Source organism: Roseateles sp. P5_E11 (assembly GCF_054049355.1).
Genome location: NZ_JBFUMO010000036.1, coordinates 1 through 22809, shown reverse-complemented (window position 1 = coordinate 22809; position 22809 = coordinate 1). Strand labels below are relative to the sequence as shown.

Sequence of the window (22809 nt, the reverse complement as noted above, 5' to 3'; positions counted from 1 at the left end):
GCCAAGGACCATGGCGAGGGTGGCACCCTCGTCGGCGCGCCGGTCCAGGGCCGCGTGCTGATCATCGACGACGTCATCTCCGCCGGCACCTCGGTGCGCGAATCCATCCAGATGATCGAGGCCGCCGGTGCCACACCCTGTGGTGTGAGCATCGCGCTGGACCGCCAGGAGAAGGCGGCCGAAGGCGGCGTCGACAGCCCGCAGTCTGCCGTGCAACAGGTTCAGCAGCGCTACGGCCTGCCGGTCGTCGCCGTGGCGGGTCTTGCCGACCTGCTGGCCTTTCTTGAAGGCGCGCCGGAGCTGGCCGCCCACCGCCCGGCCGTGCTGGCCTACCGAGAGCGTTACGGGGTCTGATGCGCGTCCTGCCCGCCCTGCCCGTTCTTGCCGGCCTGTTCGTCGCCAGCACCGCGCTGGCGCAAGACGTCACGCCCGCCAAGGGCATCTACACCTGCACGACGGCCGATGGCCGCAAGCTGACCGGCGACCGCCCCATCCCCGAGTGCACGACGCGCGAACAGCGCGTGCTCAACCCCGACGGCTCGCAGCGCGCGACGCTGCCGCCCTTCCTCAGCCCCGAGGAGCGCACCGCCAAGGAGGCCGCGGACCGCCGCGCCGCGGCGGAACGCATTGCCCAGTTGGRCGCCATCCGCCGCGACCGCACGCTGATGCTGCGCTATCCCACCGAGGCCGCCCACCAGCGCGCCCGCAACGCCGCGCTGGACGACTCCAACAAGGCCATGCGCATGTCCGAGCGCCGCATCAAGGACCTGAACATCGAGCGCAAGCCCCTGCTCGACGAGGCCGAGTTCTACAAGGGCCGCCCACTGCCGGCCAAGCTCAAGCAGATGCTGGACGCCAATGACGCGAGCATCGAGGCCCAGCAGGTTCTCATCGAGAACCAGAAGGCCGAACTCGTGCGCATCAACAAGACCTTCGACGCCGAGCTCGCCCGGCTGAAGAAACTCTGGGCCGGCGCCACGCCGGGCTCGCTGCCACCGCTTGGCGAGCTGCCGCCGACGGCACCGCCGCCGACGCCCAAGCGCTGAGTTCAGCTTCGGGCAAACCCTGGGCTAACCGAGCTTCTTCTTCAGCAGTTCATTGACCAGGGCGGGGTTGGCCTTGCCCTTGGTCGCCTTCATCGCCTGGCCGACCAGCGCGTTGAAAGCCTTGTCCTTGCCGGCCCGAAACTCGTCGACCGACTTCTGGTTGGCGGCCAGCACCTCGTCGAGGATGGCCTCGATGGCGCCGGTGTCATTCGACGTCCTGAGGTCCTTGGCGTCGATGACTGCATCGACATCCTTGCCCTCGCCGCTCCACAAGGCTTCGAAAACTTGCTTGGCAGAGTTGTTGGAGATCGTGCCGTCGGTAATGCGCACGATCAACTTGGCCAGCAACTCCGGGCCGACTGGCGCGGCATCAATCTCGCGGTCTTCCGAATTCAGCCGGCGCGACACCTCGCCCATAACCCAGTTTGCAACCAGCTTCGGAACCGCACCCGCGGCCTTCGCGGCCTCGTAGTAGCGCGCCGTCGCCAGGCTCTGCGTCATCATCGTCGCGTCATAGGCGGGCAGGCCATCGACGCTCTCGAAGCGCGCCGCCATCACGCGCGGCAGCTCGGGCATCTCACCCTTCACACGCTCCACCCACTCCGGCGCAATGACCAGCGGCGGCAGGTCGGGGTCGGGGAAGTAGCGGTAGTCCGCCGAGTCTTCCTTGCTGCGCATCGCGCGGGTCTCACCCGTGTCCGGGTTGTAAAGGATCGTCGCTTGGCTGATTCGGCGGCCGTCCTCCAGCTCGTCGATCTGCCAGTTGACCTCGTAGTTCACCGCGTCGACGAGGAAGCGGAAGCTGTTGAGGTTTTTGATCTCGCGGCGCGTGCCGTAGGGCTCGCCGGGTTTGCGCACCGACACGTTGAYGTCGCAGCGGAAGGACCCTTCCTGCATGTTGCCGTCGCAGATGCCCAGCCACATCACCAGCGCATGCAGCGTCTTGGCGTACTCGACCGCCTCCGCACCCGAGCGCATGTCGGGCTCGGAGACGATCTCCAGCAGCGGCGTGCCGGCGCGGTTCAGGTCGATGCCGGACTGGCCGTGATAGTCCTCATGCAGGCTCTTGCCCGCGTCTTCTTCGAGGTGGGCGCGGGTCAGGTTGACCTTGTGCTTGACGTCGCCGACGAAGAATTCGACCGAGCCACCCTGCACCACCGGGATCTCGAACTGGCTGATCTGGTAGCCCTTGGGCAGGTCCGGGTAGAAGTAGTTCTTGCGCGCGAAGATGGACAGCGGCGCCACCTTGGCGCCGACCGCCAGGCCGAAGCGGATGGCGCGTTCGACGGCGGCACGGTTCAGCACCGGCAGCGTGCCGGGCAGGGCCAGGTCCACCGGCGAGGCTTGCGTGTTGGGCGCGGCGCCGAAGGCGGTCGAGCTGCCGCTGAAGATCTTGCTCTGCGTGGAGAGCTGGACGTGGTTTTCGAGGCCGATGACGACCTCATAACCGCGGATGAGCTTGGAAGTTGGCATATTCAGAATCCTGCGGGCGCGGCCAGATGCCAGTCGGTGGCCTGCTGGAGGGCATGAGCGGCGTGCAGCAATTGCCCTTCCTTGAAGTAGTTACCGATCAACTGCAGGCCGACGGGCATGCCGCCGTCGCCCAAGCCCACCGGCACGCTCATGCCGGGCAGGCCAGCAAGCGAGCCGGGCAGCGTGAAGATGTCGGCGAGGTAGGCCTGGGTCGGGTTGTCCTTGCCCTCGCCATGCTTCCAGGCGACGGTGGGCGCCACCGGGCCGGCGATGACGTCGCACTGGGCGAAGCACTGCTGGAAGTCGTCAGCGATCATGCGGCGCAGCTTCTGAGCCTGCAGGTAGTAGGCGTCGTAGTAGCCGTGTGACAGCACGTAGCTGCCAATCATGATGCGGCGCTTGACCTCTGGGCCGAAACCCTCGGCGCGCGTCTTCTTGTACATATCGAGCAGATCGTCGTACTTGGCCGCACGATGGCCGAATTTGACGCCATCGAAGCGACTCAGGTTGGAACTCGCCTCGGCCGGCGCAATGATGTAGTAGACGGGAATGGCCAGTTCGGTGCGCGGCAGGCTGACGTCCACCAGCGTGGCGCCCAGCTTTTCCAGCTCGGCCAGACCCGCGCGCACTGCGGCGTTCACGTCCGCCGACAGGCCCGCCGGGAAGAACTCCTTGGGCAGGCCAATGCGCAGGCCCTTCAGTGGTTTGCCGGCAGAAGCGCCCTCGCGGGCCGCCAGCATCTGCGCATGAAAGTCCTGCGGCGGTTGCTGCACGCTGGTCGCGTCTCGCTCGTCGAAGCCGCTCATGGCCGACAGCAGCAGCGCGCAGTCCTGCGCCGAGCGGGCCATGGGGCCGGCCTGGTCCAGGCTGGAGGCGAAGGCGATCATGCCGTAGCGGCTGCACACGCCATACGTCGGCTTGATGCCGGTGATGCCCGTGAAGCTGGCCGGCTGGCGGATGGAGCCGCCGGTGTCGGTGCCGGTCGTGCCGGGCACGAGGCGGGCGGCCACGGCGACGGCCGAGCCGCCGGACGAGCCGCCGGGCACGCGACTGACATCCCAGGGGTTGTGCGCCGGACCGTAGGCGCTGTTCTCGTTGGCCGAACCCATCGCGAACTCGTCGCAGTTCAGCTTGCCTAATGAAACCGTGCCGGCCGCGTTCAGCTTGGCGACAACGGTCGCGTCAAACGGGCTGCGGTAGCCGGCCAGGATCTTGGAGCCGGYCGTCGTCGGCATGTCGGCCGTGACGTAGATGTCCTTGTGCGCAATCGGCACGCCGGTCAGCGCAGCGGCATTGCCGGACGCCAGCACCGCGTCAGCGGCAGCCGCACGGGCCAGCGCGCCGTCGGCGTCCACATGCAGGAAGGCGCCCAGGCTGGCGTGGGCGGCAATGCGCTCCAGCAGGCTTTGCGTCGCCTCGCGGCTGGACAGGGCACGGCTTTTCAGGGCGGCAGCCAGCTCGGCCACGCCCATGTCGTGAACGGGCTTCATTCGATGACCTTGGGAACGAGGAAGAGGCCGTCCTCGACGGCCGGGGCGCTGCGCTGGTTCAGCTCGCGCTGGTTGGTCTCGGTGACGGCGTCGTCACGCAGGCGCAACTGCACCTGCTGGATGGCCGACAGCGGCGTGTACAGCGGCTCGACGCCGGCGGTATCCACCGCACTCATCTGGTCCACGATCTTGAAGAAGTCGTTCAGGTTGCCCAGCAGCGCCGCAGATTCAGCCGGTTGCAGTTCCAGCCGGGCCAAATTGGCGATGCGGCTCACGTCATCGGGAGTGAGGCTCATGAGTCGTTTTCAGAAGTAAGGATTGAGCCAGAAACCCAGTATTGGCGGGCTCAAAACGAAGGGGTTCGGTTATTATCGCCGTCCATCTTCATGGCCTTCGGGGCTGCCCTCTCAGCGACAGATTTCGTCGCGGTCCGGGCGGCCTTGCTGCTTTAAGCACCCCCCATTTTCAGAGCCGCGCCCCGCCGGCGAGGCTCCTTCCGCGCCCACCCATGTTCGCCTCCCTGCGCCGCTATTTCTCGACCGACCTCGCCATCGACCTCGGCACCGCCAACACCCTGATCTACGTGCGTGGCAAGGGCATCGTCCTCGACGAGCCCTCGGTCGTTTCCATCCGCCACGAAGGCGGCCCCAACGGCAAGAAAACCATCCAAGCCGTTGGCCGCGAGGCCAAGGCCATGCTGGGCAAGGTGCCCGGCAACATCGAGGCCATCCGGCCGATGAAGGACGGCGTCATCGCCGACTTCACGGTGACCGAGCAGATGCTCAAGCAGTTCATCAAGATGGTCCACGACTCGAAGACCTTCAAGCCGAGCCCGAGGATCATCATCTGCGTGCCCTGCGGTTCCACCCAGGTGGAGCGCCGCGCGATTCGCGAGAGCGCCCTGGGCGCCGGCGCCAGCGAGGTCTACCTGATCGAGGAACCGATGGCTGCGGCGATCGGCGCCGGGCTGCCGGTGGCCGAGGCCTCGGGCTCGATGGTCGTCGACATCGGCGGCGGCACCACGGAGGTCGGTGTCATCTCGCTGGGCGGCATGGTCTACAAAGGCAGCGTGCGTGTCGGCGGCGACAAGTTCGACGAGGCCATCATCAACTACATCCGCCGCAATTACGGCATGTTGATCGGCGAGCCCACGGCCGAGGCGATCAAGAAGAATATCGGCAGCGCCTTCCCCGGCTCCGAGGTCAAGGAGATGGAGGTCAAGGGCCGCAATCTCTCCGAAGGCGTGCCGCGCAGCTTCACGATCTCCTCCAACGAGATCCTGGAAGCCCTGACCGATCCGCTGAACCAGATCGTTTCCGCCGTGAAGAACGCGCTGGAGCAGACGCCGCCCGAGCTGGGCGCCGACATCGCCGAACGCGGCATGATGCTGACCGGCGGCGGCGCACTGCTGCGCGACCTGGACCGCCTGCTGGGCGAGGAAACCGGCCTGCCGGTGCTGGTGGCCGAAGACCCGCTGACCTGCGTCGTGCGCGGTTGCGGCATGGCCCTGGAGCGCATGGAGCGCCTGGGCTCGATCTTCACGTCGGAGTGAACCGGCCTTCTTCCCACGCTGAAGCAATGCAACCACAGAGGCACAGAGGCACAGAGGCACGGAGAACAGACCGGCTCCGCATTTCCTCTGTGCCCCTGTGCCTCGGTCGTTGCGTTTATCGTCGCAACCGCCACTGTCGGCCTGACCTCGCGGCGCCATGCCCCTCGGCACACTAGACCGCACCCCCCCGCCGTTCTTCCGCCAGGGTCCGTCGGCGCTGACCAAGCTCGCGCTGTGTTCGGCGCTCGCGCTGCTGCTGATGGTGGCGGACGCGCGTTTCAAGCTCATGCAGCCGGTGCGCGGCGCCTATGCGCTGGTGCTGCACCCGGTGCAGCGCCTGCTGCTGACGCCGGTGGACGCCTGGGAGACGGCTGGCGACTACCTGCGCGGCACCAAGCGCGCCATGGAGGCCGAGGACCAGGCCAGGCGGCAGCTCAGCGCCCAGGCCGAGCGCCTGTCGCGCGCCCAGGCGCTGGAGGCCGAGAACGACCATCTGCGCAAGCTGCTGGGCCTCAAGCCCTCGCTGATTGCGCCCTCGATGCCTGCCGAGGTGCTGTTCGAAGCACCCGACCCCTTTTCGCGCCGTGTCGTCATCGACCGGGGTGCCACGCTGGGCGTGGTGGCTGGTTCGCCGGTCATCAATGAGGCCGGCGTGCTGGGGCAGGTAACGCGCGTCTACCCGCTGTCGGCCGAGGTCACGCTGCTGACCGACAAGGAGGCAGCCATCCCGCTGTTGAACGCCCGCACGCAGATGCGCAATGCCGCCGCCGGCCGCGCTGACGGATCGGGCATGGAATTGCGTTTCCTCGCCGCGAATGCCGATATCAAGGTCGGCGACCTGATGACGACCTCCGGCCTGGACGGCGTCTACCCGCCGGGCCTGCCGGTCGCCAAGGTCAGCGTCGTCGAGCGGCGCGGCGATTCCAGCTTCGCCCAGGTGCTGCTGGCACCCATTGCCCAGCCCGACAGCGCCCGCCACGTCCTCATCTTGCTGCCGCAGGACCGTCATCTGCCTGCCAAGAAGGAAGCGGAAGCGGCCGCCGCCGATGAAGCCGCCTCCGCCGCGGCCACCAAGGCCGCCGTGCGCGCCGCCAAGAAGGCCGAGCGTGCTGAAAGAGCCGCCGCCAAGGCTTCGGGAGCCTCCCAATGATCATGCCGCGCGCCGCCGACCAGCTGCTGCTGCCGGCCAACCCCTGGTTCATCGGCTTCACGCTGATCGTCGCGCTGATGATCGACATGGTGCCGGCCGGCCGGCTGGCGGCCTCGCCTGACGTGCTGGCCGTCGTGCTCGTGTTCTGGGGCGTGCACCAGCCCCGGCGCGTCGGCGTGTTGTGGGCCTTCATCTTCGGCCTGGCCATGGACGTGCACGACGGCGCCCTGCTCGGGCAGCATGCGCTGGCCTACAGCGGCCTGAGCTTCGGCGCCATCACGCTGCACCGCCGCCTGACCTGGTTCCCGCTGGGCGCCCAGGCCGTGCAGGTGCTGCCGCTGTTCTTCGGCGCCCATGCGCTGGCCTTGATCGTGCGGATGATCATCGGTGGCATGTGGCCAGGCTGGGGCGTGCTGCTGGCGCCGGTCTTCGAGGCGGCGCTGTGGCCCGTGGCCAGCTTCCTGCTGCTGGCACCGCAGCGCCGTGCGCCCGACCGCGACGCCCACCGGCCACTCTGAGCCGTGGTCGTCCTCAAGAACCTCCACCAGGAGCTGTCGCGCTTTCGGCTGCGCGTGCTGGCCGCGGGCGCCTTCGTGCTGTTCTGCTTCGGCCTGCTGGTCGCGCGCCTGCTGTGGTTGCAGGTGGTGCAGTACGACAGCTTCGCCGAGCGCGCCGAGTCCAACCGTATCGCCGTCGTGCCCATCGTGCCCAACCGCGGCCTGATCAAGGACCGCAACGGCGTCGTGCTGGCGAGCAACTACTCGGCCTACACGCTGGAAATCAACCCCGAGAAGGTCGTCGATCTGGACGCCACCATCGAGGCCCTGGGTCAGGTCATCGAGGTCCAGGCCCGCGACAAGCGCCGCTTCAAGCGCCTGCTGGAAGAAACCAAGCACACCGACTCGCTGCCCATCCGCACCAAGCTGACGGACGAAGAGGTCGCCCGCTTCACGGCCCAACGCTTTCGCTTTCCCGGCGTGGAGATCAAGGCGCGGCTGTTCCGCTCCTATCCCCTGGGCGAGGTTGGCGCCCACCTGATCGGCTATATCGGCCGCATCAACCAGGCCGAGAAGAAGGCCATGGACGATTGGGAAGAAGAAGACCTCGCCAACTACCGCGGCACCGAGTACATCGGCAAGCTGGGCCTGGAACAGGCCTATGAGAAGGAGCTGCACGGCGCGACCGGTTTCGAGCAGGTGGAGACGAGCGCAGGCGGCCGCGCCGTGCGGCGCCTTGCCCACAAGCCGCCGACGCCCGGCAACACGCTGAACCTGTCCATCGACATCAAGCTGCAGGCGCTGGTGGAGCGGCTCTTCGGCGAGCGCCGCGGCGCGCTGGTCGCCATCGATCCGCGCAACGGCGAGGTACTGGCTTTCGTCTCCAAGCCGACCTTCGACCCCAACCTCTTCGTCGACGGCATCGACGCCGACTCCTGGCGCGACCTCAACGAGGACATCGACAAGCCGCTGCTGAACCGGGCCCTGCGCGGCACCTACCCGCCGGGTTCGACGTTCAAGCCGCTGATGGCCATGGCGGCGCTGAACAGTGGCAAGCGCTCGCCCAGCACGGTCATCATCGACAACCTGACCTACAGCTTCGGCGGCCGCACCTTCGGCAGCCCCGAGACCGATCGCGCCGGCCCCAAGGACATGCGCCTGGCCATCGTCAGCTCGTCCAACGTCTATTTCTACAGCCTGGCCAACGAGATGGGCGTGGACCTGATCCACGACCAGCTGGAGCCCTTCGGCCTGGGCCGCAAGACCGAGATCGACGTGCAGGGCGAGGTCACCGGCGTCCTGCCCTCTCAGGACTGGAAGCGCCGCTACTTCGCCAGGAGCCCGGCGAATCAGAAGTGGTTCCCCGGCGAGACCATCTCGCTGGGCATCGGCCAGGGCTACAACAGCTTCACCATGCTGCAGATGGCCACGGCCTACTCGACCATCGCTTCCGGCGGCCAGCGCTACAAGCCGCGCCTGGTGCGCGAGATCGAGGACGTGGTGAAGCACGAGCAGCGCCGCATCGCCAGCGATGCGCTGCCCGCGCTGCCGCTGAAGCCCGCCGACGTCGCCGTCATCCAGAACGCGATGAACGGCGTGACGCTGGAGGGCACGTCGCGCCAGGTTTTCCTGGGCGCGGGCTACCAGAGCGGCGGCAAGACCGGCACGGCTCAGGCCGTCGGCTTGAAGGCCGGCGAGAAGTACAGCAGCATCAAGGCGGACGAGCGCAAGCGCGACCATTCGCTCTACGTCGCCTTCGCGCCGGTGGACAACCCGACGGTGGCCCTGGCCGTCATCGTCGAGAACGCCGGCTGGGGATCTTCCTCCGCTGCGCCGATTGCGCGCCGCGTATTCGACTATCTGCTGCTGGGCCAGTACCCCAGCGACGAAGACATTGCCAAGACGCAGCTGGGCCAGACCTTTGCCCCCATCGGCACACCACGCAAGGTGGCGGACGTGCCACTGTCCGGCTGGCAGCCGATAGCGCCCTCGGTCTCGGCCTCCGCAGCTTCGGCGCCCCCCGCACCCGCCTCGGGAGCCTCGCGATGACCGTCATCGAACGCCCGCCCCTGTGGCAACGCCTCAAGCCCTGGCTCAGCGGCTTCGACATCCCGCTGCTGCTCGCCGTGCTGTGGATGTGCGGCTGGGGCCTGCTGTGCATGTACTCGGCCGGCTACGACCACGGCACGCGCTTTGCCGACCATGCCCGCAACATGGTGCTGGCACTGGGGCTGATGTTCATCGTCGCCCAGGTGCCGCCGCAAAAGCTGATGGCCCTGGCCATCCCGCTGTACACGATCGGCGTGATGCTGCTGATCGCGACTGCCCTGTTCGGTGTCACGAAGAAGGGGGCCACGCGCTGGCTCAGCATCGGCGTCACGCAGATCCAGCCGTCCGAGCTGCTCAAGCTGGCGACGCCGCTGATGCTGGCCTGGTGGTTCCAGAAACGCGAGGGCCTGCTGCGCTGGCCCGACTTCATCGCCGCCTTCGCGTTGCTGCTCGTGCCCTTTTTGCTGATCGCCAAGCAGCCCGACCTGGGCACCGGCATCCTGGTGCTGGCGGCCGGCCTTTACGTGATCTTCTTCGCCGGCCTGCCGTGGAAGCTCATCGTGCCGGCCCTGGTGCTGGGCGCCGCCGGCGCGACCGCCCTGGTGCTCAGCGAGGACGCCATCTGCCAGCCCGACCTGAAATGGCCGGTGCTCAAGGAGTACCAGAAACACCGCATCTGCACGCTGCTGGACCCGTCAAAGGACCCGCTGGGCAAGGGCTTTCACATCATCCAGGGCGAGATCGCCATCGGCTCCGGCGGCATGACCGGCAAGGGCTTCATGCAGGGCACGCAGACCCACCTGGAGTTCATCCCCGAGCGCACCACCGACTTCATCTTCGCGGCCTTTGGCGAGGAGTTTGGACTGATGGGGGCGCTGGCCCTGCTGGCCGGCTTCACCGCGCTGATCCTGCGCGGGCTGATGATCGCCTCCGACGCGCCGACCCTGTTCACCCGCCTGATGGCCGGCGCGGTGACGCTGTCCTTCTTCACCTATGTCTTCGTCAACATGGGCATGGTCAGCGGCATCCTGCCGGTCGTGGGCGTGCCCCTGCCCTTCGTCAGCTATGGCGGTACGGCGATGGTGACGCTGGGGTTGTCGCTGGGGCTGCTGCTGTCGATCGCCCGCGTCAAGAAGCTGGTGAAGACGTAGCCGGAAACCTGATCGTGAACCGCGCCCCCGGCCCCTGGCCGTCGGGCGTCTCGCCCCCCACGGCGCGCCGCACGCGCGCGTCATCCAGGGTCAGCTCGGCCTCGTGGTGCTGCACGATCTCCTGCACGATGGCCAGCCCCAGGCCCGAGCCTTCCACACCGCTGCCGAGCGAGCGGTAGAAGGGCTGGAACACCTTGTCGCGCTCGGCGGGCGCGATGCCCGGCCCGGTGTCCTCGACCTGCAGCACGACAACTTGGCCAAAGGGGTCCTCCACCACGCGCACCGTCACCAGGCCGCCGGCCGGCGTGTAGAGCAGCGCGTTGTCGACGAGGTTGCGGATCAGCTCCCCGATCAACACTGGCTGGCCATGCACACGCAGCCGGCTTTCATCCGGCACCACGCCGTCGTAGCCCAGGTCAATGCGGCGCTCCAGCGCGCGCGGCACGAAATCGCGCACCGTGTCGATGGCGATCTCGGCCAGGCTGACGGGTTCACGCCGCATGGCCTGTTCGGCGTCTTCAGCGCGGGCCATGGACAGCAGCTGGTTGACCATGTGGGCCGCTCGCTCGCTGGCGCGGGCAATCTGGGCCAGCGAACGTTTCAATTCATCGGGGTTGGAGCGGCCAGCATCGATCTCGCGCTGCATGAACTCGGCCTGGGTACGCAGGCCAGCCAGCGGCGTCTTGAGCTGATGGGCAGCGTCGGCCAGGAAGTGCTTCTGCCGGCTCATCGATGAGTCCAGCCGCGCGAGCAGGTCGTTGATGGCCTGCACCAGCGGCGCGACCTCATCGGGCACGCGCTGCTCGTCAATGGGCGACAGGTCTGAACTCTCGCGCGAACGGATGCGCCGCTGCAATTCATTCAGCGGCGAGATGCCACGCGCCAGCGCCAGCCAGACCAGCAGCACCGCCAGCGGCAGGAYGACGAACTGCGGCAGGATGACGCCCTTGATGATCTCGTTGGTCAGCCGGGCGCGCTTGCCCAGCGTCTCGGCGACCTGCACCAGCATGGTCTTGGCCGACCCGGCCTGCCCCTCGGGCGCCACCCAGAGATAGGCCACGCGCACGGCGTCGGTGCCGACCTCGTCGTCGCGGAAATGCAGCTCCCAGGGCACGACGGGGGCATCCTCGGTCGGCACCGCCAACGTCGCATCGCCACTGAGCAGTTCGCCACGCAGGCCCAGCACCTGGTAGAAGACCGTGTCCGACGCGYCCGCCCGCAACAACGCCGCGGCCTCGGGCGCCAGCGCATAACGGTCCTTGCCCTTGACAGGCGCCGCCTCGGCCGCCACCTGCAGCCCGAGGCTGCGCGCCATCTCGCCCAGCTCGCGGTCATAGGGCCGGCTGGCAATGCCCTGCGCCACCAGCCAGGTCAGCGCGACGCTGATCGGCCAGATCAGCAGCAGCGGCGCGAGCATCCAGTCGAGGATCTCGCCGAACAGCGAACCCTGCGCAGCAGGGGCGCCCGCCCGAACCAGCGTGCCCTGTTCGGGGCTGGCGCCGTCCTTGTTGGGCATTTAGGAGTTGATCTTCTCTAAGCAGTAGCCGAGGCCGCGCACCGTCGCGATGCGAATCGGCCCCTGCTCGATCTTCTTGCGCAGCCGGTGGATGTAGACCTCGATGGCGTTGTTCGAGACTTCTTCGCCCCATTCGCACAGGCGCTCGACGAGCTGGTCCTTGCTGACCAGCCGCCCGGCGCGCTGCAGCAGCACCTCCAGCAGCGACAGCTCGCGGGCTGACAGCTCCAGCATCTGCTCGTTGATGTAGGCCACGCGGCCCGTCGCATCGAAGGTCAGCGGCCCGTGCTTGATGAGGCTGCTGGCGGTGCCCAGGCCGCGCCGGGTCAGGGCGCGCACACGCGCTTCCAGCTCCTGCAGCGAGAAAGGCTTGGCCATGTAGTCGTCGGCGCCCAGGTCCAGCCCCTTGACGCGCTGCTCGACGCTGTCCGCCGCCGTCAGGATCAGCACCGGCATGGTGGAACCGCGTGCGCGCAGCTTGCGCAGCACCTCCAGCCCATGCAGGCGCGGCAGACCAAGGTCGAGGATGACGAGGTCGAACTCATGCGTCGCCAACGCCGAATCGGCCTCGGTGCCAGAACTGACCCTGTCGACAGCGTAGCCAGAGGCCCGCAAGGCCCGCAGCAAGCCATCGGCCAGCACTTGGTCGTCTTCGGCAATCAGGATGCGCATAGGTTTTGTCTCCGCCGCCGATGTTAGGCGGTGGCACGCTGGCTCATGCCATGAGCCACCCCACACCTAGGATGCTCCTCAATCCTGATCCGCTAGCTGCCGTGGATCGGGGGACAAACCACTGTACAAACCCACAGCTTGCCCCATAATTCAGCCCATTCCCCACGGAGATTCGCATGGACGCCCCCGTCAAAGCCCTGAACACCGAAAAAGCCAAGGCCCTGCAGGCCGCCCTCGCCCAGATCGAAAAGCAGTTCGGCAAGGGCTCCATCATGCGGCTCGGTGAAGGCGAGGTCATCGAAGACATCCAGGTCGTCTCCACCGGCTCCCTGGGCCTGGACATCGCACTGGGCGTCGGCGGCCTGCCACGCGGCCGCGTCGTCGAGATCTACGGCCCCGAGTCCTCCGGCAAGACGACGCTGACGCTGCAGGTGATCGCCGAGATGCAAAAGCTCGCCGGCACTTGCGCCTTCATCGACGCCGAGCACGCGCTGGATATCCAGTACGCCCAGAAGCTCGGCGTCAACCTGCAGGAACTGCTGATCAGCCAGCCCGACACCGGCGAACAGGCCCTCGAGATCGTCGATGCGCTGGTGCGCTCCGGCTCGGTGGACCTGATCGTCATCGACTCGGTCGCGGCGCTGACGCCCAAGGCCGAACTCGAAGGCGAGATGGGCGACAGCCTCCCCGGCCTGCAGGCCCGCCTGATGAGCCAGGCCCTGCGCAAGCTGACCGCCACGATCAAGAAGACCAACTGCATGGTCATCTTCATCAATCAGATCCGCATGAAGATCGGCGTCATGTTCGGCTCGCCCGAGACGACCACCGGCGGCAATGCGCTGAAGTTCTACGCCTCCGTGCGCCTGGACATCCGCCGCATCGGCTCGATCAAGAAGGGCGAGGAAGTCATCGGCTCCGAGACCAAGGTCAAGGTCGTCAAGAACAAGGTCAGCCCCCCGTTCAAGACTGCCGAGTTCGACATCCTCTATGGCGAGGGCATCAGCCGCGAGGGCGAGATCGTCGACATGGGCGTGGTCGCCAAGGTCGTCGAGAAGTCCGGCTCCTGGTACGCCTACCAGGGCGAGAAGATCGGCCAGGGCAAGGACAACGCTCGCGAGTTCCTGCGCGAGAACGTCGACGTGGCCCGCGAGATCGAGAACAAGATCCGTGAATCCCTGGGGGTCGCTCCGCTGACCACGGCGGCCGAGGAGTAAGCCGCTGGGCGGGCCTCCCCCATGGCGACCCGGGCGCCGCTGTCGTTGAAAACCCGCGCCATCGGCCTGCTGGCCCAGCGCGAGCACAGCCGTGCCGAGTTGCGGCGCAAGCTGTTGCGGATCGAGCAGCAACGGCGGCAGCGTGCGCGCCTGGCCGCGGCGCAGGCCGCCGGCGAGGGCGAACCGTCGGCGGCTGTCGAAGAGGAAGATGGCGCTGAGGACGTTGCGGTTGCGGTCGATGCCTTGCTCGACGCCCTCGCGGCCGCCGGTTACCTTGACGAAACCCGTTTCGTCGAGTCCCGCCTGCATCTGCGCGCCAACCGCTTTGGCGCCCAGCGCATCCAGCAGGAACTGGCCCAGCACGGGCTCAAGCTGGGTGCCGAACAGCAGGCAACCCTGCGCGAAACGGAGATGGAACGCGCCCGTGAAGTCTGGCGCAGGCGCTTCGGCGAGGAGCCTTCGCGCGACGCCGCCGAACGAGCGCGTCAAAGCCGGTTCCTGCTGGCACGCGGTTTTGCCCCCGAAGTGGTGCGCCGCTTGCTGAGGGCCTAAGGGCCGCTTGACCGAGCGCGCAGGGGGAGTTTTCACCCTCCGTGCTACATTGCCGCCTGCCCCAAAAACGAGGGTTCACCCGGTTACAAGCCCCTTTGCCCCTCTGGCAGAGCGGTGCAAAAACCGGGCCGACCCCGTCCCGGCATCGGCCGGGGTGATTCGCCATTCCCCCGTTTCATGCCTGTCGCCCACCCGTCCGTCCCGCGCCGCCCGCTGCATCGCCGCGCCCTCGATGTGCAGGTATTCGCGCGTGATGACGGCTTGTTCGACGTCGAAGCCAGCCTGACAGACACCAAGACGCATGACGTGCCACTGGCGGGCGTGCCGCGCAAGGCCGGCCAGCCTATCCACGAGATGCACCTGCATCTGACCGTGGACGCGACGCTCACCATCACCGCAGCCCGTTCCGAGACGCTGTGGATGCCGTATCCGGGCGCCTGCGACCACCATGGCAATGCCTATGCCCGCCTCATCGGCCTGAACCTGATGAAGGGCTTCCGGCAGGCCGTCGGTGAACGCCTCGGCGGCACGCGCGGCTGCACCCACGTCACCGAGCTGTGCCAGATCTTGCCGACGGCCGTCATCCAGGCCATGGCTGGCTCCGTCATCGACACACGTGAGAGCCCCCACGCGCCTTCGGCGCTGCCCCCCGAGGGGGCTGAGACGCCTAGGGGCGGCCCGTCGCCGTCTCGCGAAGGCGATGCCGCCGGCAACCCGCCCTTCCAGCTCGACCGCTGCCACGCCCTGCGCCGCGACAGCGTGACCGTCGCCAAGTTCTATCCCCGCTGGCATCAACAAACCGCTGCCCAGCCGGCCACTTCCGAATCCTGACTTCCCCGACCCGAGAGACCCAGCCATGAAAATCCACGAATACCAGGGCAAAGAGATCCTGCGCCAGTTCGGCGTGCCGGTGCCGCGCGGCATCCCGGCCTTCACCGTGCAGGAAGCCGTCGAGGCCGCCCAGAAGCTGGGTGGCCCGGTCTGGGTGGTCAAGGCCCAGATCCACGCCGGCGGCCGCGGCAAGGGTGGCGGCGTCAAGGTCGCCAAGACACAGGACGACGTCAAGGCGCTGGCCGAGAAGATCCTCGGCATGCAGCTGATCACGCACCAGACCGGCCCTGAAGGCCAGAAGGTCCGTCGCCTGTACATCGAAGATGGCGCTGACATCAAGAAGGAGCTCTACGTCTCGCTGGTCACCGACCGCGGCACGCAGAAGGTCGCCTTCATCGCGTCGAGCGAAGGCGGCATGGACATCGAGGAAGTGGCCCACTCCACGCCCGAGAAGATCATCACCGAGATGATCGACCCGCTGACGGGCCTGAGCGAAGCGCAATCGCGCAAGATCGCCGCGGCCATCGGCCTGACTGGCGCCTCCATCGACCAGGCCGTCGACATCTTTGCCAAGCTCTACAAGTGCTACATGGACACGGACGCGTCGCTGGTTGAAATCAACCCGCTGAATTGCGACAGCAAGGGCAACCTGATGGCCCTGGACGCCAAGTTCAACTTCGACGCCAACGCGCTGTTCCGCCACCCTGAGATCGTCGCCTACCGCGACCTGGACGAAGAAGATCCCGCTGAAGTTGAAGCCAGCAAGTTCGACCTGGCCTACATCAGCCTGGACGGCAACATCGGCTGCCTGGTGAACGGCGCCGGCCTGGCCATGGCCACCATGGACACCATCAAGCTGTTTGGCGGCGAGCCGGCCAACTTCCTGGACGTCGGCGGCGGCGCCACGGCCGAGAAGGTCACCGAGGCCTTCAAGATCATGCTCAAAAACAAGAGCGTGAAGGGCATCCTGGTCAACATCTTCGGCGGCATCATGAAGTGCGACACCATCGCCGAAGGCGTCATCACCGCCTGCAAGGCCGTGAACCTGTCCGTGCCGCTGGTCGTGCGCATGAAGGGCACCAACGAAGAACTGGGCAAGAAGATGCTGGCCGAATCCGGCCTGCCCATCATCGCGGCCGACACGATGGCCGAAGCGGCCACCAAAATCGTCGCCGCAGTCGCCTAAGCCCGCCCAGAGGAATCAGACATGTCCATCTACATCAACAAAGACACCAAGGTCATCACCCAGGGCATCACCGGCAAGACCGGCCAGTTCCATACCCTGGGCTGCCAGGCCTATGCCAACGGCAAGAACGCCTTCGTCGCGGGCGTGAATCCGAAGAAGGCTGGCGAGAAGTTCAGCGAGATCCCCATCTACGCGACCGTCAAGGAAGCCGCCTCGCAGACCGGCGCGACCGTGTCGGTGATCTACGTGCCGCCCGCCGGTGCCGCCGCCGCGATCTGGGAAGCCGTCGAAGCCGACCTGGACCTGGCGATCTGCATCACCGAAGGCATCCCGGTCCGGGACATGCTGGAAGTGCGCAACAAGATGAAGGCCAAGGAAGCCGCTGGCGGCAAGCGCACGCTGCTGCTGGGCCCCAACTGCCCCGGCCTGATCACGCCGGAAGAAATCAAGATCGGCATCATGCCGGGCCACATCCACCGCAAGGGCCGCATCGGCGTCGTGTCGCGCTCCGGCACGCTGACCTATGAAGCCGTGGCGCAGCTGACCGAGATCGGCCTGGGCCAGTCGTCGGCCGTCGGCATCGGCGGCGACCCGATCAACGGCCTGAAGCACATCGACGTGATGAAGGCCTTCAACGATGACCCGGACACCGACGCCGTCATCATGATCGGCGAGATCGGCGGCCCGGACGAGGCGGAAGCCGCGCGCTGGTGCAAGGCCAACATGAAGAAGCCCATCGTCGGCTTCATCGCCGGCGTCACGGCGCCCCCCGGCAAGCGCATGGGCCACGCCGGCGCGCTGATCTCCGGCGGCGCCGACACGGCCGATGCCAAGCTCGCCATCATGGAAGAGTGTGGCTTCACGGTCACGCGCAACCCGTCGGAAATGGCCAAGCTGCTCAAGGCCCTGCTCTGAGCCTGCTCCTCGTGAGCAATTCGAGGGCCGTTCACTGAACGGCCCTTTTCCTTTGCTGCCTGCGTAGTTGCACGCAGACGCAGCCCGCCCGGGCGGACCGACACTCGGGCGACCAACACCGAGCCTGCCATGGACCTGCTGAACGCCGCCTTCTTCATCGCGCTGCTGAAGATCATCTGGGTCAATATCCTGCTGTCCGGCGACAACGCCGTCGTCATTGCGCTGGCCTCGCGCAATCTGCCGCACAGCCAGCAGAAGAAGGCCATCGTCTTCGGCAGCGGCGCTGCCATCCTGCTGCGTGTCGTGCTGACGCTGTTCGCCGTGCAGTTGCTGCAGCTGCCCTGGCTGAAGCTGATCGGCGCCGTGCTGCTGCTGTGGATCGGCATCCAGCTGCTGGCCGACAGCGAAGACGACGCCGACGTGCACGCCAGCGGCAATCTGTGGACGGCCGTGCGCACCATCCTGATCGCCGACCTCGTCATGAGCCTGGACAACGTCATCGCCGTCGCGGCCGCCGCCAACAGCGCGCCCGAGGGCGCCCGCCTGATGCTGCTCATCATCGGCCTGGGCCTGTCCATCCCACTCATCATCTTCGGCAGCACGCTGCTGTTGAAGCTGATGGAGCGCTTCCCGGTCATCATCACGCTGGGGGCCGCCCTGCTGGGCTTCGTCGCCGGCGAGATGGCGACGACCGATGCGGCCGTGCACGAGTGGTTCGAGGCGCATATGCATGGCCTGGACTACGCCGTCAGCATCAGCTGCGCGGTCCTGGTCGTCGTCGTTGGCATGGCGCTGGCCCGCCGCAGCAAGCGCGAGGCCGCCTAAGATCGACCGCATGGCAAGCGGCGGCAAATCCGGCAAGGCAGGCAGCTTTTGGCAGCGCCTCATCGGTCGGGTGCCCGATCCTGCTGGCTCACCGTACGGCGATCCGTCGGCCCTGCCGACCGTGCAGCAGACTCAAGGCCCCGGCGCGTCCACGCCGCAGGTCAGGGCCGCACAGCCGCCCCCCGACCTGCGCGATTTCGAACTCGGTGCCGAGATCGGCCGCGGCGCGATGGCCGTGGTCTACAAGGCCACGCAACGCTCAACGGGCCGCCAGGTCGCCATCAAGCGCCTCGCGCTGAGCCGCGAATTCTCGGCCGAAGACCTGGCGGACGTGCGCGAGCGCTTCATGCGCGAGGCGCGTGCAGCCGGCCAGCTGGAACATCCAGACATCCTGCAGGTCGTCGATGCCGGCCAGGACGGTGCTGACGCCTGGATCGCCCTCGAATACGTGCTCGGCCGCGACCTGAGCAGCTTCACCAAGGCCGGCCAGCTGCTGCCCGCTCGCGAAGTCGTGCAGATCGGCGCGCGTCTGGCGCGGGCCCTGGCCTATGCCCACAGCCAAGGCGTGGTGCACCGCGACATCAAGCCCGCCAATGTCATGCTGGACCGCATCAATGGCAGCCTGAAGCTGATGGACTTCGGCATTGCCCGCGTTGGCGACGGCAGCCGCACCCGCACCGGCCTCGTGCTGGGCACGCCGTCCTTCATGTCTCCGGAGCAACTTGCCGGCCTGACGGTGGACGGCCGCAGCGACCTCTATTCCCTGGGCGTGCTGCTCTACCAATTGCTCAGCGGCGCACTGCCCCACCAGAGCGAGTCCATGGCGCGGCTGATGCAACAAATTGCGACCGAGCCTGCACCCGATATCCGCATCCACCGCCCCAGCCTGCCCGAAGCCCTCGCCCTGGTGCTGGCCCTCGCGCTGGAGAAGCGCCCCGAGCTGCGCTACGCCGACGGCGAGCAGATGGCTCGTGATCTCGAAGCCGTGCTCGTGCTCGGCCTGCAGGCCGAACCCGCTGCGCCCGAAACGGCTGCAGCGGCTTCCCCCCAGGATGCGGCCTTCGCACAAACACTGCGCTTGGCGCCTGAGGAAGCAGGGCAGAATCCTTGCTCCTCTGCCGAGCCCCACGAGCCACCGCAAGCCTCATGACCCTGGAGTTCTTCAGCGCCACCGACGTGGGACGTGCGCGCGACAACAATGAGGATTCGGTCGCCCTGGACGAGGCCGCAGGCCTGACCGTGCTGGCCGACGGCATGGGCGGCTACAACGCCGGCGAAGTGGCCAGCCAGATGCTGACCAGCTTCGTCAGTTCCGAGCTGGGCCGCTGGCTCAAGGACGCCGGCCGCGAGGCCCGGGCCGGCGAGGTCAAGCGCGCCATGGACATCTGCGTGGACAACGCCAACCGCGCCATCTTCAACGCCGCCAACACCAACCCGCGCTATGCCGGCATGGGCACGACGCTGGTGCTGGGCGTCTTCCGCCCCGAAGGCCTGCTGCTCGGCCATGTCGGCGACTCGCGCGCCTACCGGCTGCGCGCCGGCCGCCTGACGCAGATCACGCGCGACCACTCGCTGCTGCAGGAGCAGATCGACGCCGGTCTGCTGACCGTCGAAGAAGCCGCGTTTTCCAGCAACAAGAACCTCGTCACGCGCGCTGTTGGCGTCGAGGACACGGTGCTGATGGAGCTGCATCTGCACGAGGTCCAGCCGGGCGACACCTACCTGTTGTGCTCCGACGGCCTGTCCGACATGCTCGACGATGACAGCCTCGCCAACCTGCTCAACGGCAATCCGGCCTTGCCCGAAGCTGCACGCGCACTGATCAACGCAGCCAATGACAGCGGCGGTCGCGATAACATCGCGCTCATCCTGGCCCGCGCAGAAGGACGCCAACGTACCGAAGGACGGGGCTGGTGGCCCTTCGGTCGACGCGGCGGCAACTGACTTGCTACCCCATGCAAAGTCAGGGCACGTACAACAGAACTTGAGGTCATAAATGGGCAAACTGGTGGTTTCGCTCGACGGCGTCGTGATCAAGGAGGTGCAGATCACCAAGGACAAGACCACCCTCGGTCGACGTCCCTACAACGACATCGTCATCGACAATCTCGCGGTCAGCGGCGAACACGCCGTGCTGCAGATGGTCGGCGCCGACGTCTTCATTGAAGACCTCAATTCCACCAACGGCACGTACATCAACGGCAAGGCGATCAAGAAGCAGCTGCTGGCCGACAACGACACGGTCGAAATCGGCAAGTACAAGATCAAGTTCCTGCTGAACGACGGCGGCGACTACGAGAAGACCATGATCCTCAAGCCCGGTTCCGGCGCGCCGCCGAGCCTGGGCCTGGGCTCCAACTTCGGCTCGCTGGGTGCGGCCGCCATCGGCCCGGCCTCCATCAAGGTGCTGACCGGCGCCGCCGCCGGCCGCGAGGTCGCGCTGACCAAGGTCGTCACCACGCTGGGCAAGCCCGGCGTGCAGGTCGCCTCCATCACCAAGCGCCCCACCGGTTATGTCTTCGCCCACGTCGAAGGTAACCAGCGCCCCAGCGTCAACGGCATCCCGCTGACGGGCGAATCGATTGCACTGCGCACCGGCGACCTGATCGAGCTGGCCGGCACGCAGATGCAGTTCATCCAGGGTTGATCGCCCGAAGTCCAGGCCGGCCGCGGCCTTCGCGGCTGCTGTGACTTCCTCACGATAGCGACACCCCCAACTCGGTAATCCGACCGTCCGACCCACGGGGCGGGTGCGTACATTCTTGGCTCGGCCTCGCCTGATGCGAGCCACCCATTCCGAGCCACGCACCGCATGAACATCCGCGTCCTGGGCTGCTCCGGCGCCATTGCCGCCGGCTACAAGACCACTGCCTTCCTGCTGGACGACGATGTCCTCATCGACGCCGGCACCGGCGTGGGTGACCTGCCGCTGGATGCCCTGGCCGCCGTCGACCACATCCTGCTCAGCCACTCCCATCTGGATCATGTGCTCGGCATCCCGTTGCTGGCTGATGCGGTGCTGCGCCTGCGCGCCGCGGCGGGCCGCCCGCCCATCCAGGTCCACGGCCTGCCCGAGACGCTGGCCGCCCTGCGCCAGCACATCTTCAATGGCGTGATCTGGCCCGATTTCACCGTCCTGCCCAGCCGCGAGGCGCCGGTGCTGAGCCTGCACCCCTTCCAGATCGGCGACCGCGTCGACCTGGGCGGCCGCATCATTGAAGTGCTGCCCGCCGCCCACACCGTGCCGGCCGTCGGTTTCGCCGTCGATGCCGGCACCGCGAGCGGCCACGCGCACTGGGTTTTCACCGGCGATACCGGCCCCAACCCGGCCCTGTGGCGGCGCCTGGCCGACCTGCGCCTGTCCCATCTCGTCATCGAGACGGCCTTCAGCGACGACGAGGCCGAGGTGGCCCACGTCAGCCAGCATCTTCATCCGGCGGAGCTGGGCCGCGAATTGACCCATCTGGCCGGCAGCGTCGACGTGCGCATCACCCACATCAAGCCCGGCGAGGTCGAAGCCGTCATGCAAGGCGTGCAGGCCTTGAACAGTCCCCATCGGATCAGCGCGCTGCAGGCCGGCCAGGAAATGGAACTTTGAGCCCGCCTTGCGATCGAGTCTGGCGCCCTGCGGCGCCATTTTTTCGCCTGACGTTTCTCGGCCCGCCACGCTGCAATGACAGAACGCGTCAGCTCGAAGTGACGTTTTTTGTCAGATCTGGCGGCTCAACCGCCTCAGCCGTGCGCTTTCGCACAGTTTGAGGGCCTGAAAAAGCTGGCACGGCCCCTGCATTCAGGGGGTGTGCCCTCCTCCCACCACTCACACTCGCTGGAGTACTGACATGAACCTGAAAGCACGCGCCCAACAAGGCTTCACCCTGATCGAACTGATGATCGTCGTGGCCATCATCGGCATCCTGGCTGCGGTCGCGATTCCGCAGTACAAGGACTACACCGCCAAGGCCAAGGCCGGCAATGCGCTGTCGTCGGCCGACACTGCCAAAGCGGCCGTGGCGCTGTGCGCACAGGAAGAAGGTGGCCTCTCGACGTGCAATACGGCTGGCGTTCTGAACGCCTACAAGTTCACGGCGACCGCCGAAGTCGCCTCGCTGACGATTAAGGGCGATGGCGTAATCGAGTTGACGTTCAACCCCGCGTCCAAGGTCGGCACCGACCTGGGCGACAAGACCATCACTTTCACACCTGACCTGGGTAACTCCAGCGTCGTTTGGAAGGCGACCACTACCGTGACCGCTCCGGTGCTGGTTGCCGCGATCCAAAAGAACAACACTTAATCTAGCGTTGTTCAACAAAAAGGGGCCTCGTGCCCCTTTTTTGCGTTCCTGCAGCGGTGATTCATTGACCTGCCCATCGCTGTTGTCGGTCCAAACCCAGACATCCCATACGGTCCTGCCATGCATCACAGAGATTGGGGCGCCAAGCTGACGGCGCTTTGGTTTGGCGGCGGTCTGCTGGTGTTCATTCTCGTGATGCCGTTTTATTCGGCATTCACCGTGTCTGCGCACAATGCCGCGCGACTGGCGCAGGTCCCCTTGTTCCTGCTCGCAACGATCTTCCTGCTCGCTGGTGGCCGCGCGCGTTGGGCGCGCGCGAACCTTATCAAGGTTGCTGGCCTGATGGTGCTGATGCTGATATCCGCACTTCATGCCCATCAGCCGGCGGCGGCCTTCAG

General features: G+C 66.9%; 23 protein-coding genes and 1 pseudogene. 19 read left to right on the top strand and 5 right to left on the bottom strand.

The window, feature by feature from the left end:
* Positions 1 to 354 (top strand): annotated as a pseudogene (locus tag ACXJKR_RS05055) (orotate phosphoribosyltransferase); the annotation flags it as partial.
* Entirely contained in the window at positions 354 to 1046 is a 693-nt protein-coding gene (locus tag ACXJKR_RS05050; protein WP_457321248.1) for a hypothetical protein, read from the top strand. The pseudogene ACXJKR_RS05055 and the gene ACXJKR_RS05050, both read left to right, overlap by 1 nt.
* A gap of 24 nt (positions 1047 to 1070) precedes the next feature.
* On the opposite strand, the gene gatB is transcribed toward ACXJKR_RS05050, so the two are convergent.
* Genes gatB through gatC form a run of 3 tightly spaced genes read right to left on the bottom strand, consistent with a single transcriptional unit; the run spans position 1071 to position 4305 of the window.
* Positions 1071 to 2519: an Asp-tRNA(Asn)/Glu-tRNA(Gln) amidotransferase subunit GatB gene (gene gatB, locus ACXJKR_RS05045; protein WP_457321246.1), complete on the bottom strand. Its 1449-nt coding sequence runs from the start codon at positions 2517 to 2519 to the stop codon at positions 1071 to 1073.
* Positions 2520 to 2521: 2 nt separating this feature from the next.
* Positions 2522 to 4009 carry an Asp-tRNA(Asn)/Glu-tRNA(Gln) amidotransferase subunit GatA gene (gene gatA, locus ACXJKR_RS05040; protein ID WP_457321244.1) on the bottom strand — a complete coding sequence of 496 codons (1488 nt, stop codon included), beginning with the start codon at positions 4007 to 4009 and terminating at the stop codon, positions 2522 to 2524.
* A complete protein-coding gene (gene gatC / locus ACXJKR_RS05035; RefSeq protein WP_056191485.1) occupies positions 4006 to 4305 on the bottom strand; it encodes an Asp-tRNA(Asn)/Glu-tRNA(Gln) amidotransferase subunit GatC in 300 nt (99 codons plus the stop codon). Before gatC ends, gatA begins: the two co-directional genes overlap by 4 nt.
* Before the next feature lie 212 nt (positions 4306 to 4517).
* Between gatC and ACXJKR_RS05030 the strand changes: the two genes are divergently transcribed.
* The 5 genes from ACXJKR_RS05030 (at position 4518) to rodA (ending at position 10408) form a co-directional block, all read left to right on the top strand.
* On the top strand, positions 4518 to 5561 hold the full coding sequence (locus ACXJKR_RS05030; protein ID WP_056191483.1) for a rod shape-determining protein: 1044 nt from the start codon (positions 4518 to 4520) through the stop codon (positions 5559 to 5561).
* A 157-nt stretch (positions 5562 to 5718) separates the two neighbouring features.
* Entirely contained in the window at positions 5719 to 6711 is a 993-nt protein-coding gene (gene mreC, locus ACXJKR_RS05025; RefSeq protein WP_457321242.1) for a rod shape-determining protein MreC, read from the top strand.
* A complete protein-coding gene (gene mreD / locus ACXJKR_RS05020) occupies positions 6708 to 7229 on the top strand; it encodes a rod shape-determining protein MreD (RefSeq protein WP_056191481.1) in 522 nt (173 codons plus the stop codon). Before mreC ends, mreD begins: the two co-directional genes overlap by 4 nt.
* 3 nt (positions 7230 to 7232) lie before the next feature.
* A complete protein-coding gene (mrdA, locus tag ACXJKR_RS05015) occupies positions 7233 to 9257 on the top strand; it encodes a penicillin-binding protein 2 (RefSeq protein ID WP_457321240.1) in 2025 nt (674 codons plus the stop codon).
* Positions 9254 to 10408: a rod shape-determining protein RodA gene (rodA, locus tag ACXJKR_RS05010; RefSeq protein ID WP_056191477.1), complete on the top strand. Its 1155-nt coding sequence runs from the start codon at positions 9254 to 9256 to the stop codon at positions 10406 to 10408. The genes mrdA and rodA overlap by 4 nt, the downstream gene beginning before the upstream one ends.
* Here the strand turns inward: rodA and ACXJKR_RS05005 are convergent.
* Entirely contained in the window at positions 10386 to 11825 is a 1440-nt protein-coding gene (locus tag ACXJKR_RS05005; RefSeq protein WP_457321249.1) for a sensor histidine kinase, read from the bottom strand. The two genes, rodA and ACXJKR_RS05005, sit on opposite strands and share 23 nt — an antisense overlap.
* 99 nt (positions 11826 to 11924) lie before the next feature.
* Positions 11925 to 12596, bottom strand: a complete 672-nt coding sequence (locus ACXJKR_RS05000; protein WP_056191475.1) for a response regulator — start codon at positions 12594 to 12596, stop codon at positions 11925 to 11927.
* 176 nt (positions 12597 to 12772) lie between these two features.
* Here ACXJKR_RS05000 and recA point away from each other — a divergent pair, with 176 nt between their 5' ends.
* The 12 genes from recA to ACXJKR_RS04940 form a co-directional block, all read left to right on the top strand.
* Positions 12773 to 13810, top strand: a complete 1038-nt coding sequence (recA, locus tag ACXJKR_RS04995) for a recombinase RecA (RefSeq protein WP_056191472.1) — start codon at positions 12773 to 12775, stop codon at positions 13808 to 13810.
* 21 nt (positions 13811 to 13831) lie between these two features.
* Entirely contained in the window at positions 13832 to 14362 is a 531-nt protein-coding gene (locus ACXJKR_RS04990) for a regulatory protein RecX (RefSeq protein ID WP_457321238.1), read from the top strand.
* Positions 14363 to 14539: 177 nt separating this feature from the next.
* Positions 14540 to 15193 (top strand): DUF2889 domain-containing protein, encoded by a 654-nt coding sequence (locus ACXJKR_RS04985; RefSeq protein ID WP_457321236.1) that lies wholly within the window; start codon positions 14540 to 14542, stop codon positions 15191 to 15193.
* A 25-nt stretch (positions 15194 to 15218) separates the two neighbouring features.
* Positions 15219 to 16379: an ADP-forming succinate--CoA ligase subunit beta gene (gene sucC, locus ACXJKR_RS04980; protein WP_457321234.1), complete on the top strand. Its 1161-nt coding sequence runs from the start codon at positions 15219 to 15221 to the stop codon at positions 16377 to 16379.
* A gap of 21 nt (positions 16380 to 16400) precedes the next feature.
* Positions 16401 to 17294: a succinate--CoA ligase subunit alpha gene (gene sucD, locus ACXJKR_RS04975; protein WP_057297752.1), complete on the top strand. Its 894-nt coding sequence runs from the start codon at positions 16401 to 16403 to the stop codon at positions 17292 to 17294.
* A gap of 129 nt (positions 17295 to 17423) precedes the next feature.
* Entirely contained in the window at positions 17424 to 18119 is a 696-nt protein-coding gene (locus ACXJKR_RS04970) for a TerC family protein (protein WP_056191462.1), read from the top strand.
* 10 nt (positions 18120 to 18129) lie between these two features.
* Positions 18130 to 19269: a serine/threonine-protein kinase gene (locus ACXJKR_RS04965; protein WP_457321232.1), complete on the top strand. Its 1140-nt coding sequence runs from the start codon at positions 18130 to 18132 to the stop codon at positions 19267 to 19269.
* Complete coding sequence (locus ACXJKR_RS04960; protein ID WP_056191460.1) at positions 19266 to 20063, top strand: Stp1/IreP family PP2C-type Ser/Thr phosphatase; 798 nt, start codon at positions 19266 to 19268, stop codon at positions 20061 to 20063. The genes ACXJKR_RS04965 and ACXJKR_RS04960 overlap by 4 nt, the downstream gene beginning before the upstream one ends.
* 52 nt (positions 20064 to 20115) lie before the next feature.
* Entirely contained in the window at positions 20116 to 20766 is a 651-nt protein-coding gene (locus ACXJKR_RS04955) for an FHA domain-containing protein (protein ID WP_056191458.1), read from the top strand.
* Positions 20767 to 20931: 165 nt separating this feature from the next.
* Positions 20932 to 21717, top strand: a complete 786-nt coding sequence (locus ACXJKR_RS04950; protein WP_457321229.1) for an MBL fold metallo-hydrolase — start codon at positions 20932 to 20934, stop codon at positions 21715 to 21717.
* Positions 21718 to 21958: 241 nt separating this feature from the next.
* Positions 21959 to 22411: a pilin gene (locus ACXJKR_RS04945; RefSeq protein WP_457321227.1), complete on the top strand. Its 453-nt coding sequence runs from the start codon at positions 21959 to 21961 to the stop codon at positions 22409 to 22411.
* A 120-nt stretch (positions 22412 to 22531) separates the two neighbouring features.
* Positions 22532 to 22809 (top strand): hypothetical protein (locus ACXJKR_RS04940; protein ID WP_457321226.1); only part of this gene is annotated, 278 nt, incomplete at its 3' end.

Coding starts and splice junctions, on each gene's coding strand:
- gatC (WP_056191485.1), bottom strand. CDS start 4,305: ATGAGCCTCACTCCCGATGACGTGAGCCGCATCGCCAATTTGGCCCGG.
- ACXJKR_RS05030 (WP_056191483.1), top strand. CDS start 4,518: ATGTTCGCCTCCCTGCGCCGCTATTTCTCGACCGACCTCGCCATCGAC.
- mreC (WP_457321242.1), top strand. CDS start 5,719: ATGCCCCTCGGCACACTAGACCGCACCCCCCCGCCGTTCTTCCGCCAG.
- mreD (WP_056191481.1), top strand. CDS start 6,708: ATGATCATGCCGCGCGCCGCCGACCAGCTGCTGCTGCCGGCCAACCCC.
- rodA (WP_056191477.1), top strand. CDS start 9,254: ATGACCGTCATCGAACGCCCGCCCCTGTGGCAACGCCTCAAGCCCTGG.
- ACXJKR_RS05000 (WP_056191475.1), bottom strand. CDS start 12,596: ATGCGCATCCTGATTGCCGAAGACGACCAAGTGCTGGCCGATGGCTTG.
- recA (WP_056191472.1), top strand. CDS start 12,773: ATGGACGCCCCCGTCAAAGCCCTGAACACCGAAAAAGCCAAGGCCCTG.
- ACXJKR_RS04990 (WP_457321238.1), top strand. CDS start 13,832: ATGGCGACCCGGGCGCCGCTGTCGTTGAAAACCCGCGCCATCGGCCTG.
- ACXJKR_RS04985 (WP_457321236.1), top strand. CDS start 14,540: ATGCCTGTCGCCCACCCGTCCGTCCCGCGCCGCCCGCTGCATCGCCGC.
- sucC (WP_457321234.1), top strand. CDS start 15,219: ATGAAAATCCACGAATACCAGGGCAAAGAGATCCTGCGCCAGTTCGGC.
- sucD (WP_057297752.1), top strand. CDS start 16,401: ATGTCCATCTACATCAACAAAGACACCAAGGTCATCACCCAGGGCATC.
- ACXJKR_RS04970 (WP_056191462.1), top strand. CDS start 17,424: ATGGACCTGCTGAACGCCGCCTTCTTCATCGCGCTGCTGAAGATCATC.
- ACXJKR_RS04965 (WP_457321232.1), top strand. CDS start 18,130: ATGGCAAGCGGCGGCAAATCCGGCAAGGCAGGCAGCTTTTGGCAGCGC.
- ACXJKR_RS04960 (WP_056191460.1), top strand. CDS start 19,266: ATGACCCTGGAGTTCTTCAGCGCCACCGACGTGGGACGTGCGCGCGAC.
- ACXJKR_RS04955 (WP_056191458.1), top strand. CDS start 20,116: ATGGGCAAACTGGTGGTTTCGCTCGACGGCGTCGTGATCAAGGAGGTG.
- ACXJKR_RS04950 (WP_457321229.1), top strand. CDS start 20,932: ATGAACATCCGCGTCCTGGGCTGCTCCGGCGCCATTGCCGCCGGCTAC.
- ACXJKR_RS04945 (WP_457321227.1), top strand. CDS start 21,959: ATGAACCTGAAAGCACGCGCCCAACAAGGCTTCACCCTGATCGAACTG.